11 protein-coding genes and 1 pseudogene are annotated in these 12680 nt (G+C 65.0%); 4 read left to right on the plus strand and 8 right to left on the minus strand.

Going from position 1 to position 12680, the window contains the following annotated elements; genetic code table 11:
• Positions 1 to 22: 22 nt before the first annotated feature.
• Entirely contained in the window at positions 23 to 1834 is a 1812-nt protein-coding gene (locus tag AC1D34_RS03890) for an SLC13 family permease (RefSeq protein WP_476823536.1), read from the plus strand.
• Positions 1835 to 1892: 58 nt separating this feature from the next.
• Here the strand turns inward: AC1D34_RS03890 and AC1D34_RS03895 are convergent, their stop codons facing one another.
• The 6 genes from AC1D34_RS03895 to AC1D34_RS03920 all read right to left on the minus strand — a co-directional run bounded on the left by AC1D34_RS03895 (position 1893) and on the right by AC1D34_RS03920 (position 8204).
• Positions 1893 to 3380 (minus strand): alpha/beta hydrolase, encoded by a 1488-nt coding sequence (locus AC1D34_RS03895; RefSeq protein WP_476823537.1) that lies wholly within the window; start codon positions 3378 to 3380, stop codon positions 1893 to 1895.
• Between the two features lie 51 nt (positions 3381 to 3431).
• The gene (locus AC1D34_RS03900; RefSeq protein ID WP_441490709.1) at positions 3432 to 3989 is read right to left on the minus strand and encodes an HdeD family acid-resistance protein; all 558 of its coding nucleotides are present in this window, start codon (positions 3987 to 3989) and stop codon (positions 3432 to 3434) included.
• Between the two features lie 259 nt (positions 3990 to 4248).
• The gene (locus AC1D34_RS03905) at positions 4249 to 5064 is read right to left on the minus strand and encodes an ABC transporter permease (protein ID WP_441490708.1); all 816 of its coding nucleotides are present in this window, start codon (positions 5062 to 5064) and stop codon (positions 4249 to 4251) included.
• Positions 5061 to 5891: an ABC transporter permease gene (locus AC1D34_RS03910; RefSeq protein WP_441490707.1), complete on the minus strand. Its 831-nt coding sequence runs from the start codon at positions 5889 to 5891 to the stop codon at positions 5061 to 5063. Before AC1D34_RS03910 ends, AC1D34_RS03905 begins: the two co-directional genes overlap by 4 nt.
• A gap of 67 nt (positions 5892 to 5958) precedes the next feature.
• Complete coding sequence (locus AC1D34_RS03915; RefSeq protein WP_476767625.1) at positions 5959 to 7089, minus strand: ABC transporter substrate-binding protein; 1131 nt, start codon at positions 7087 to 7089, stop codon at positions 5959 to 5961.
• A gap of 14 nt (positions 7090 to 7103) precedes the next feature.
• The gene (locus AC1D34_RS03920; protein ID WP_476823538.1) at positions 7104 to 8204 is read right to left on the minus strand and encodes an ABC transporter ATP-binding protein; all 1101 of its coding nucleotides are present in this window, start codon (positions 8202 to 8204) and stop codon (positions 7104 to 7106) included.
• Between the two features lie 135 nt (positions 8205 to 8339).
• Here AC1D34_RS03920 and AC1D34_RS03925 point away from each other — a divergent pair, with 135 nt between their 5' ends.
• Positions 8340 to 8861: a 2'-5' RNA ligase family protein gene (locus AC1D34_RS03925; RefSeq protein ID WP_441490705.1), complete on the plus strand. Its 522-nt coding sequence runs from the start codon at positions 8340 to 8342 to the stop codon at positions 8859 to 8861.
• Between the two features lie 14 nt (positions 8862 to 8875).
• On the opposite strand, the gene AC1D34_RS03930 is transcribed toward AC1D34_RS03925, so the two are convergent.
• On the minus strand, positions 8876 to 10246 hold the full coding sequence (locus AC1D34_RS03930) for a sensor histidine kinase (RefSeq protein ID WP_441490704.1): 1371 nt from the start codon (positions 10244 to 10246) through the stop codon (positions 8876 to 8878).
• Positions 10233 to 10879 (minus strand): annotated as a pseudogene (locus AC1D34_RS03935) (response regulator transcription factor). Before AC1D34_RS03935 ends, AC1D34_RS03930 begins: the two are co-directional and overlap by 14 nt.
• Before the next feature lie 103 nt (positions 10880 to 10982).
• On the opposite strand from AC1D34_RS03935, the gene AC1D34_RS03940 reads away from it, so the two are divergent.
• Together AC1D34_RS03940 and AC1D34_RS03945 are read left to right on the plus strand one after the other, a co-directional pair.
• Positions 10983 to 11762 (plus strand): ABC transporter ATP-binding protein, encoded by a 780-nt coding sequence (locus tag AC1D34_RS03940; protein ID WP_441490703.1) that lies wholly within the window; start codon positions 10983 to 10985, stop codon positions 11760 to 11762.
• A gap of 16 nt (positions 11763 to 11778) precedes the next feature.
• Entirely contained in the window at positions 11779 to 12645 is an 867-nt protein-coding gene (locus AC1D34_RS03945; protein WP_441504867.1) for an ABC transporter permease, read from the plus strand.
• Positions 12646 to 12680 lie beyond the last annotated feature (35 nt).

Genomic DNA, 12680 nt, shown 5'->3' on the forward strand with positions numbered 1-12680 from the left:
TCATCACAGGACTGGACCAGACTTGAGCCCGATCGAGAGTACCGCCGTCGTCACCGTGATCACGATTGCCCTGTTCGCCTGGAACAGGCTGCCGGTCATCGTCGTGGCCATTGGAGCAGCGCTCTCGCTCTGGGCGACCGGTGCCGTCACGCTCGAACAGGCTCTCGCCGGATTTGGCGATCGCGCGGTGCTGTTCATCGCCAGTCTCTTCATCGTCAGTGCCGCGCTCGAGAAGACGGGCGTGACCGCCTGGGCCGGACAGCTCCTGATCGCCAAGGCGGGCGAGAACAGGCGGACCCGCCTGCTGATCATCATCATGACGGCCGTCGGCTGCCTGAGTGCCCTGATCAGCGGCGGCGGCGCGGTGGCAGCCCTGATGCCGGTCGTGGTGATGGCCGCGATCCGGCTGCGGCAATCCCCGTCGCAGCTCCTGATGCCGCTGGCCTTTGCGGCCCATGCCGGCTCGAACCTGCTGCTCACCGGTGCCCCGAAGAACATCCTGGTCTCGGAAGCGCTGGAAGATGCCGGGTTGCAGGGCTTCGCCTTTGCCGAGTTCGCTCTCGTCGGCATTCCCCTGCTCGCCGGCACGATGGCGATCATCCTGCTGCTCGGGAAGCGCCTGTTGCCCGAGCAGAGCAGCGCGCGCTTGCCCGCCGACTTCAGCYGCCACGCCCAGACGCTGGTCGAGCACTACGGACTGAGCGACGGCGTCTTCCGGCTGCGCGTGCGCGCCACCTCGTCCTATATCGGGAGTGCGCCCGCAGCCCTGGACTTCGCCGGCGATCAGCGTCTCACCTTGATGGCCGTTCAGGCCGGAAATTCCGGCACGCCATTGCGCGCGCCGGCGATCTCGGAGGGCGACTACCTGCTGGTGAAGGGCGATGCGGCAGCCGTCGCCGATCTCGCAGCGGAGAAGCACCTCGCCTTGCGCGAGGACGGAGGTGACGACGAGGCCGGGCCGAGCCTGTTCAACCGCCGCTCCGGCCTCGCGGAAGTCGTCATCCCGCCGCGCTCGGCCCTGATCGGGCGCGCGATGTTCCCGGGCATGATCACCGATAGCGGCGATCTCGTGGTGCTCGCGGTGCAGCGGGCGGGCGTCGATCTCGAATCCGGCGATGCTCTCCAGGCTGGCGATACGATCCTGCTGGAAGGCAGCTGGAAAGCACTCGACCTGCAGCTCACGGACCCCGACATCCTGGTCGTCAACTCGCCCGATCTCGTCAGGCGCCAGGCGGTGCCGATGGGCGCCGGAGCCGGCGTCGCCGTCGCAGTGCTGGCCTGCCTCGTCGTGCTGCTCGCCACGGGCATCGTCCCGCCGGCGGTGGCCGGGCTCGTCTCGGCCTGCCTGCTGATCCTCACAGGCATCGTCACGGTCGAGCAATCCTATCGCGCCATCAACTGGACGACGGTGATCCTCGTCGGGGCGATGATGCCGCTCTCCACCGCCATGGTGCAATCGGGCGCGGCACAGCTCGTGGCCAATTACCTCGTTGCGCTCACCGGCGATGCCGGACCGGTCGTCTTTCTCGCGGGCCTTTTCGTGCTGACCGCAAGCCTCGGCCAGATCATGAGCAATACGGCCACCACGATGCTGGTCATCCCCATTGCCATGGCGGCGGCCACCGGCATGGGGGTTTCGCCCCGCCCGATCCTGATGAGCCTGTGTATCGCGGGTGCAGCGTCCTTCATGACGCCGATCGCGACCTCGACGAACATGATGGTGATGGGCCCCGGCGGCTACAGCTTCAACAGCTACTGGAAGCTCGGGACGCCGCTGATGATCTGGTTCTTCATCATGGCGGTGTTCTACGTACCGCTGATCTGGCGGTTCTGAACTCTCCGGCGGTCCGGACTCGAACCGCCGCCTGGCGCGGAACCGGCTCCGCCGCCGCCTATCGCGTGGCGGGCACGGCAGGAGATGCGGACGCCGCGCCACGCAGCGGTTCGTCGATCCGGTCGATCAGATAGGGAAAGAACGGGTTCGACGACATGCGCAGCAGCGAATCCAGATTCACGATCAGGGTGCCGCGCTCACCGCGGGCGGCGACCGCCCCGAGCTTGATGCCGAAATCCTCCGCCGGATCGGGCTTGAGGCCGTAGAGGCCATCGGTGACTGGGAATGGCAGGGCGACATGCGACAGTGAAAACACGTCGAAGGGATAGGACAGCCCGAGGTCTCGCACGGTCTCGGCCGATGCGCCGGCCTCGGTCACCCGTTCGACGACATCGCTGGAATCCTCGCTGGCATTGGTGATGATCGACACCCGGAAATTCCGCGGCGGTGCCGGCAGCATGCGGCTTAACAGCGTGTCGGAGGCCGAACTCAGCAGCGGCCCGAACTTGGTCGAACGGTTCAGGTCGAACAGGACGAGCTCGCTGCCATTCGCCGGCAGATGGGCATAGAGCGAGGTGATGATCGCCCGCGTGCTCACGGTGAAATCCATCACCGACTGGAAGCTGATGAGCGGCGCCAGGTCCTTCAACCGGTTTTCCCGCGCCAGCCGCAGGATCTTCTGCTGCAGGGCGCTGGTCAGCAGATGCGACTGGCGCGCGCCGTTGACCGGGAAGGAATTGTACTTGAACGGGTTGAACTCGGGCAGGACGCTGAGCCAGGCCGCCTTGGCGAAAGCCGGCAGGATGGCCGGCAGGCCGGCAAGCCCGGCGAAGCGTGCGAAGGCCGTGATCCCGATCATCGGCGAGATCAGGACAAGGCGGTCCGGCCGCGCCAGTTCCTTGTTCTCGAGCGCTTCGAGCGCATACATCAGCGCAAGTGCGCCGCCATTCGAGAACCCGACGATATGCAGTGGCGCGGCGGGCTCGACCCGCTTTCTCGCCTCCCTGACCGCGAGGCGCGTCGCAGCCAACCAATCCTCCCATTCGATCTCGGTCAGCCCGGCCGGCACTGTGCCGTGTCCTGGCAGACGGATCGCGATGGCGACGAAACCACGGTCACGATATTGCCGTGCGACGTGGCGCAGGCTGTAGGGCGAATCCGTCAGCCCGTGCAGGAACACGGCCACGCCGACCGGCTTGCCCTCCGGCTCCATGACATAGGAGCGGTTCCAATCCTGCTTGAAATGCTCGGGATGAATCGCGCTGCCGTCGAAATAGCGATTGACCGGAACACGCTCCTCAGGGGCGAGCTTTTGCGTGACCTCCGCCCGCACGCCCGCGAAAGCTGCCGCCTCCGCCTTGAGATAGTCGTCCCAGCTGCCGCGATCGAGCTCCTTGATCGAGAGTTCATGCGGCACATAAGTGTGCCAGGGTTCAAGCGGCGCGCCGCGCTGGGTGTCGTAGATGCGCAGTCCGAGCAGGGACAGCGCGACGATCGCGAGGACGGCGCCCCCGCGTTTCAGCGTCTTGCCGATGAAACCGCGCATACCTGGAACCTTCGAGAATCTGCTCTGCCGATGATACGCCGGACCGGGAGGTCAGGCAGCAGCCTTCCGGGCGGCGAGCGCGATCGCGATATAAGCCCAGCCGGCGAAGAGCAGCGAGACGCCCACCAGCGTGCCGGGCGCATAGATGCCGCCATAGGGGAGCCGCATCGCCAGCGCGACGCCAACGACGATCGTGATGATGCTGGACAGGAACATCCAGCCCACGCCGCTCTGCGCCCGCATCTTGATGGCAAGCCCGAGCTGGGCGAGGCCTTCCGCGATCAGCACGAGCGCGATCACCAGGGTGATGGCAATCGCCCCCTTCATCGGGTTGAAATACACCAGAATGCCGCCCAACAGCTCGATCATCCCGACCAGCAACTGCCAGACGAAGCCGCTCCACTCCTTGACCATGAAGGACTGGACCACCTTGAATGCGCCAGCGACAGCCAGGATCAGGCCAAGGAACAAGGTCACCGCCATGGTCGAGATGGCAGGGCTTGCAATCGCGATGATCCCGCAAATGACCAGGGCGATCCCGAGTGCGATGATCTTGCCCGACATCAGCCGAACGAGGCTGTGATCGGACCTGCTTGAATTCTGGGCCATGAGTTGCGCAATCCGTCGCTGTAGAAGCAAGCGATGGCATTGCCGCCGAGGCCGCCCGCCGCACCGGCAGACAGTCGCAATCGGGCAATGCCGTCATGAGCAGTTATGCCGCGCCTGGTCTCGGGACGGATCAGCAGGGAATCCCAAAGCTAGTCAGGGAATCCCGTTTTCGTGGATTTGGGCGGGCAGCGGCCCCGGGAGTGCTGACGCAGTGATGCGACAGACGCCCCGGACCGCGATCGGGCGCGGACCGGAGGCCTCACGCACCGACCTTCGCCAGGACGTCGGCTCGGAGGAAGCGCTCGATGAACAGCATGAACAGCACGGACGGGACGAGCAGGATCAAAGCCGTGATCGACGCGACCTGGTAGTTGCCGCCCATCGCCGCGTTGTAGAGCAGCAGCGGCAATGTCGTGACCTGCGGCACACCGACGAAGAAGGTGCCGGTGAATTCGTCGAGCGATTCCAGGAACACGAAGATGCCGCTGGCGATGATGCCAGGTGCAGCCAGCGGCAATGTCACGGTGGCGAAGGTGCGCAGGGGTGACGCGCCGATATTGCGGGCCGCCAGCTCCAGGTCCTTGTCGACTGCGGCAAAGGCCGCCGCCGCGATCCAGACGGAATAGACAAGACCGTGAGCGGCGTGGACGAGGACCACGGCAAAGACCGTGCCGTTGATGCCGATCTGGTAGAAGACGCGTGCGACGTTGATGTAGATCGCGACGGACGGGAATGCCTGCGGCAGCAGGAACATCACCATAAACAGCGCCCGCACCGGCAGCTTCAGCCGCGCCAGCGCATAGCCGGCCGGGATCGAGAGCGCGAGCGCGACAATGACCGTCAGCACCGCGATCCATACGCTGGTACCGAGCGAGGCCATGGCGTCGCCGGTCGGGCGAAAGACCTGCTCCCAATAGCGGGTGCCATAGGTCACCGGCAGCTTGTAGGGCGTGTACCAGCGCTCGGCGACGGACCACAGCGCAAGGTTCGCAAGCGGACCGATGAGGACGAAGGCGAAAGCGGTGAGAAGGGCGGCAGCCAGCGCCGCCTTCGCCGTGGAGGCGAGCCGGATCATGGTGCGGCCTCCTTCGACATGCCGCGTTTCAGGTAGAGGATCGCGGCACCGGCACTGATCAGATAGGTGATGACGCCGAGCGCATTGGCAGTGGCGTAGTCGCCGTAGGCGTTGATGCGGAAGGCCATGTCGACAGTCAGCATGGTCGGCTGCGAACCCGACACCATCATCGGCACGGAGAGCACCGAGAGCATCGTCACGAAGGACAGGACCAGCGCGACGAGGAGCGTCGGCATCACCTGCGGCAGCGCCAGTTCCACCAGCACCCGCAGGCGCGAAGCGCCGAGATTGCGGCCRGCTTCGAGCGTCGCCCGGTCGATCGACGCCAATGCGCCGGCCAGCAGCAGGGCCACGAACGGCGTCTGTTTCCACACGAAGGTCGCGATGATGCCGCGCCAGTCGAGAAAGCTGGTCGCGCTCAATGGGTCCATCAGGCCAAGCGAGACGAAGGTGTTGTTCATCAGCCCGTTCTTGGCGAGGAAGGTCCGCATGCACTGCGCCGCGACGATGAAGGGGATGAAGAGCGGCCAGCGATAGAGCGCCTTCAGCGTGCCCACGACCCATCTGTTTTCGCCGAGCGTCAGCGTTCCCGCGATGGCGATCGCAGCCAGTGCCGTCAGCAGGCAGGAGGACAGCACGATGATCACCGTGAAGACGATATCGCCGGAGTAAAGCTCAAACGCCTTGGCGAACCATTCCAGCGTCAGGGAGCCGTCCGGGCGCGTGAAGGCCGAGACCAGCGAAAAGCCGAGCGGATAGAGAAACAGAGCCGCGACGAGGAGCAGGCCCGGCGCAATCAGGATCAGCGCCAGCTGGCGTTGGGACATGGGCAGATATGCCGATCGAGAGGAAAGGTGGCCCGACTTGCGTCGGGCCAGGAGGTGGTGGAACGTCTCAGTTCGCGACCTTCTTCTCGTAGCCTTCGAGAATGTCGTTGAAATAGGGCGCGATCGGGAACGCCTTGGCGTTCTTGGACAGGTCGGTCGGAGTGATGTCGGTGAAGAGCTTGTTCCAGGCCGCCTGATCGAGCTTGCCTTCAAGGTTCTTGGCGTCGATGCCCGGATACCAGTTGAACTTCTTCACGATGCCGTCCGCCTGCACCTGCGGGCTGGTCGCGAGCGCGATGAACTCCTCGGCGAGCTTCCGGTGCGCGGTCTTCTCCGGCACGGCGTAGTACATCGGCTGGCCCGGCATGCCGGGGGCCGCGAGCTTCAGCTTCATGTTCGGCGGCAGCTTGCCGTCAGCCTGCCAGGAATAGAACATGTCGACCCAGACCGGCCCGATGGCGATCTCGCCGCGGTTCAGCATGTCGAGCGTGCCGGCATTGCCGGGGGTGATCACGACGCTCTTGTTGAAGTCCTTCAGATCGGCAAGCGCGCCATCCCAGGTTGCCTTCACCGCCGGATCGTACGGTCCCTTGATCAGCTTGTCGGCGTCGCCGCCGAAGGCGTAGACCCAGCCCGCCACGAAGGCGACGCCGGACATGCCGCCCTTGATGCCGTTATAGCCGAACTGCTTGGGGTTCTTCTTGGCCCAGTCCTTCAGCTCCGCATAGGTCGCCGGAGGCGATTTCAGCATGTCGGCATTATAGGCGAGCGCAGTCTGCGACTGGAACATCGGGATCACGAAGCCGGAAACATCGGCGCCGAGCGAGTTCTTCGCGGTCTCGCTGGAGACGAGCTTCGCGGTCTCGACCTTGTCGGTATATTTGGCGAGGAGACCTTCCTTCACCATCGTGCCGGCGGCCTTCTGGTGGATGACGACAACATCGAAATCCGAAGCGCCGGCGCTCTTCTGGGCGTCGAGCTTCTCGAAGATCTTCTGCGATCCGGAGTCGCCGGCGCCGGTTCCGACGGAGACAACCTTCACGCCGGGATGCGACTTCTCAAACATCGGCCCGAGATAGTCCTTGACGTAGTCGACCATGTTCTGGTCGCCGGCGGTGGCGACGTTCAGGGTCTGAGCGGACAGCGGCGTCGCCACCATCAGCGCTGCAATCGAGCAGGCAACTGTAAGAATGCGCATGAGCTGACTCCCTGTCAGGCGGCGATCCCGGCCTCGGATGCCGGGAAGATGTGGAGGCGCTGCAGCGGAATGCGCAGGCCGACTTTCGTTCCGAGTTCGTGACGGGCAGCGTCGTCGACCGTGATCTGGCGGCCGGCGGCTTCGACCCGGTAGCGGTAGACTCCGCCGGGATAGGCGCGAGCCGCAATGCGTCCGGGCACCAGCAGGTCGTCGGAGGCTGGGGCGTCGGCCGCATCGAGGCGCGCGACATCGTCGCGGAAATAGGCGACGGCATCTCCGACAGGCAAAGCATCGAACGCCTCGGCCGCGATCTGGGCCGTGGCGTCCCCTGCCCTCAGCGAGGCGCCGCGCTCGGAGCGCTCGACATGAAGGGGAAGGACATTCTCCGCCCCCATGAAATTGGCGACGAAGGCGGTCGCCGGGCGATCATAGACCTCTTCCGGCGTGCCGACCTGCGCAATCCGCCCCGCCTGCATGATGACGAGCCGGTCGGCCATGGTCATGGCCTCCTCGCGGTCATGCGTGACATGGACGGCGGTCAGGCCAAGACGCTGCTGGATCGCGCGGATCTCATGGCGCATCGTCATGCGGATCTTGGCGTCGAGATTGGAGAGCGGCTCGTCGAGCAGCAGGATGCCCGGATCGATCGCCAGCGCCCTGCCAAGCGCAACGCGCTGACGCTGCCCGCCCGAGAGCGCCGTGACCTTGCGGCCCTCATATCCGGTCAGGCCGAGGAACTCGAGCATGGACGCGACCTTGGCGGCGATCTCGGCCTTGGACGCACCACGCAGCTTCAGCCCGTAGCCGATATTCTGCAGCACCGTCATATGCGGCCAAAGCGCATAGGACTGGAACACCATCGCCATCCCGCGCTTCTCCGGCGGGAGTGACGCGACATCATTGCCGCCGACGATGATCGAACCGGATTGCACCGGCACGAAGCCGCTGAGCGAGCGCAGCAGGGTGGTCTTGCCGCAGCCGGACGAACCGAGCAGCGCCGTGAAGCTGCCGGGCGTGAAATCGAGGCTGACGCCGTGCAGCACCTGCGTGCCGCCATAGGCGACATGCAGGTCACGCACGCTGATGGCCGCGCCGCTGCGCGCCCTGTCCGGCACTCCCACTTGCAAACGCTTTCTCCCTTGTCGCGACCTTTTTTCCAGCTCTATGGAATATCTCTTCCATTTTCTGGACCGCTTGGAATAAACATAACGAACACTCGCGCCGATGTGCAACAGGTTTATGAAGGCTTGATGTCACCCCAAATTCATTCGATCTGGCTGATGCCGAGCGCCGAGGACGGCGCATTCCTCTCCAGCCTGGTTGCGGATCTCTCGGGCCGCTTTGGCACGCCGCTGTTCACGCCACATCTGACGGTCAAGGGTGACACGGATCTGCCCATGGCCGCGCTCGCAGGCGGGATCGCGGAGGCCGCAGCCGCAGTCCCGGCCTTCCGGGAGGCGGTCGCCGCGATCGAAACCAGCGACGCCTATTTCCGGTCATTCTACGCGCGTTTTCGCATCAGCGCGCCGCTGGCGCAGCTCAAGCAGCGACTGGACAGCGACATGGCAGACAGCTTCATGCCGCATGTCTCGTTGCTCTATGGCCCCGTCGCGCCCGCCCCGAAGGCCTCGGCCGCGGCCGAGTTTCAGCGCATGCTGGCCGGGAGAGCCATCGTCTTTGACCGGCTCTGCGTGGTTCGGTCAGGCCAGGACATCCCCATTTCCGAATGGGCGGTGATCGAGACGGTCGAGCTTGGCAAGAACGGAACCTAGACGAGCCCATCGGCTCAGTTCGGCCGGAAAAACGACATCCGGACAAGCGTCAGGCCGCTGCCTCTCGCGAAGGTGAGTTCGCCGTCATGGGCGCGTGCGACTTCCGCGGCGATCGATAGGCCGAGCCCGGAGCCTCTGGAGTGCCCGCCCTTCTCGAAGGGCCTGGTCATTGTTTCCGCCAGCTCGATCGGGAAGCCGTCGCCATCGTCACCAACCTCGATCCAGGCGCTTCCCGTGTCCGCCGAGACCGTCACGGACAGCCTCGTATGCGCTCCATGGACGAGTGCGTTGTCGATGAGGTTGGCAAGCGCCTCGCGCAGACTCACCGCGTCGCCGTCGATCACCGGAGCCGAAGGCGCCGGCGTGAAGGAAATATCGACCTCGCGCGGCAACGAGAGCGGCACGGCCTTGGCGAGAACCGATTTTGCCAATTCGTTGAGATCGACGGGCGCGGCGCGTGCCGCGTCGGCGCGGTGGATGACCATGGCGTGGTCGAGCAATTGACTGGTCAGACGCGCCAACTCGGTGGTGCGCTCACGAACGCGGGCGATATGTTCGGCGCGGCGTTTCAAGGGGCTCGCGCTCGACAGGATCTCGACCTGGGCGTCGAGTGCGGCGAGCGGCGTGCGAATCTGATGGGCCGCGTCGGCAATGAATCGTTGCATCACGGCCATGCGATCGGAAAGCCTGCGCATGAAATCGTCGATGGCGTGGACGAGGTTGCGGATCTCGACAGGCGGCTCTGTCTGGATCGGGCGCAGATCGTCGGGGCGCCGTCCTGCGATTTCCAGCTCGATCCGCGTCAACGGCTTCAGGGCGAGGCGCACCGCAAAGCCTGTCGCCAGCAAGGCGAGCACGCTCATCGCAGCGATGACACCCAGTGCCTTGAGAGTGAGATCGCGCGCAAGCGCCGTGCGAGCATCGGTCGTCTGGGCCACCACGATGGTTGCCCAGCCGCCGAGCATGGCATCGTCGATCTGGCGGGCGACCGTCGCAATGCGCACGCCCTGTCCCTGAAAGGAGCCGTCCTCGAGCACGACGCCGCTGCGCGCGGCTGCCGGTTCCGCCCCCGAGGCGAGATCCTCATAGCCTGCAACCACCACCCCGCGCGGATCGACCACCTTGTAGAAGACCAGATCATAGGCGGCGAGTGTCGCGATCGCGGCGACGGGGGGATCAAGCGCGACGACCCCGCCCTGGACATAGACATTCTCCGCGATCTGGATCGTGCCGCCGCTGAGCAGCCGATCATAGGCCTGCTGTGCCGCGATCGTCGCCGAGTGCCAGGCGGCGACGCCGAGCACGACCGCGCCGAGCCCCAGCACCGCCGACAGAACGACGATGATGCGGACCCGCAGCGAGAGGAGCAGGTCATGTCGTTGCAAGCTGATAGCCCAGGCCGCGCATGGTTCTGATCTCGATGGGGGCATCTGCGAGCTTGCGCCGCAAGCGCGCCACGAACTGCTCGACGGCGTTCGGACTCGGTTCCTGATCGAAGTTGAAGAGCTGCTCGATCAGTTCCTCCTTGGGCACGATCCTGTCCGGCCTGGCCGCCAGGATCTCGAGCACCGTCAGCTCGCGGCGCGTCAGGTTGAGCGTCCTGTCGCCGATGCTCGCGACCCGGCCCGCTCGATCGATCACGAGCTGTCCGAAAGCCCGGCGCTGCGCCGCAAGAGGGCGCGAGCACGTGCTTCAAGTTCGCGGTAGTCGAATGGCTTGGTCAGGTAATCGTCCGCGCCGAGATCGAGCGCGCTGATCCGCTCGTCGACAGCCGAACGCGCGGTGATGACCAGGACCGGTGTCTTCAGCCGTCTCGCGCGCAGGCTCTTGAGCAGCGTGAGCCCGTCCTCGCCCGGCAAGGTCAGATCAAGAATCACGAGATCATAGGCCTGGACCTGAAGCAGCTCGGCAGCTGTGCGCCCGTTCGATTCCCAATCGACGGCGTGACCGATCTTCTCGAACCGCATCACGACGGCCTCGGCGATATCGGCGGTGTCTTCGACGACGRGAACGCGCACGGCCAAAACATCCTTCGTCGGAGTCAGGTCGGAGTCAGGTTCGCAGGTTACTAGCATGGCAAGCGCCGCAAGTGCGCAGGGAAACGAAAGCAAGGGAGGGCCGATGCACGCCCCATTCACCACCAGCGCCGCCGCGCCGCTTCTCTCCGTCGAGGGCGTCACGCTGCAATACAAGACGCCGGATGTGGTCGTCACGGCGACGCGCCGCGTCTCCTTCGACGTCTATCCGTCCGATCGTTTCGTCCTGCTTGGCCCCTCCGGCTGTGGCAAGTCGACCCTGCTCAAGGCGATCGGCGGCTATCTGAGCCCGGTCGAGGGGCGCATCCGCCTCAAGGGACACGAGATCACCGGGCCAGGACCGGACCGGATGATGGTCTTTCAGGAATTCGACCAGCTTCTGCCCTGGAAGACGGTGCGCGAGAATGTCGTTTTCGCCCTGACCTCGAGCGGCCGCGCCGGAGCGCCGGAGGCCGAAGAGCGTGCGAAATCCTATATCGACAAGGTCGGCCTGACGAAATTCACCGACAGCTATCCGCACATGCTTTCCGGCGGCATGAAGCAGCGCGTCGCGATCGCGCGCGGCATGGCAATGGAGCCCGACGTCCTGCTGATGGATGAGCCCTTCGCCGCGCTGGACGCGCTGACGCGCCGCAAGATGCAGGACGAGTTGCTGCGGCTCTGGGACGACACCCATTTCACCGTGCTGTTTGTGACGCACTCGATCGAGGAGGCGATCCGTATCGGCACCCGCATCCTGCTGCTGTCGCCCCATCCGGGCGAGGTCAAGGCCGAGCTCAACAGCGTGCCCCCCGAGGAGATGGGCACCGGCACGCAGGCCGCGCTCGAAACCCGCATCAACGACATGCTCTTCGCGGCGCATTGAGACGGAGTCGACAGACATGACCGACCTCCTGACCTTCCGCCCGGAAATCATCCGCGACGTCAATTCGAGCGATGCGCCGGTCGTGGCCAAGTCGCTGAGCCTCATCGAACGGACCTACCGCCTCGGCTTCGTGCGCAAGGGGCTGATCCTCGCGGTGCTCGCCATTGCCTGGGAGGCCTATGGCCGCTGGCTTGGTAACCCGCTGCTGTTCCCGACCTTCGGCGAGACGGTCGATGCCTTCGTCAGCAATATCGCGAGCGGCGTCATTCCGCAGCGCATGCTGGTCTCGCTGCAGACCCTGATCATCGGCTACGGCATCGGCATCGCGCTCGCCGCGCTCCTGACGACCTTGGCCATCGGCTCGCGCATCGGGGCGGACCTGCTCGAGACATTGACCTCGATGTTCAATCCCTTGCCGGCGATCGCACTCTTGCCGCTGGCATTGATCTGGTTCGGCCTCGGCTCGGGCAGCGTGATCTTCGTGCTCGTGCATTCAGTGCTCTGGGCAATCGCTCTGAACACCCATGCCGGCTTTCGGTCGGTCTCGAATACGTTGCGCATGGTCGGTCAGAACTACGGCTTGCGTGGGTTGAAGCTCGTTCGCCTCATCCTGATCCCCGCCGCCTTCCCGGCCATCCTCACCGGCCTCAAGGTCGGGTGGGCCTTTGCCTGGCGGACGCTRATCGCTGCGGAACTCGTCTTCGGCGTATCGTCCGGCTCGGGTGGCCTCGGCTGGTTCATCTATGAGAACCGCAATCAACTCGAGACGGCCAATGTCTTCGCCGGCCTCTTCACCGTGATCCTGATCGGCCTCTTCGTCGAGAACGTCATCTTCGCCACGATCGAGCGCAGGACGATCCGCCGCTGGGGCATGCAGCACTGAAACATCCAGTCACCAAGGCCGAATGGCCGCATCAA

This window comes from Allobosea sp. P1_A7, from assembly GCF_056406775.1.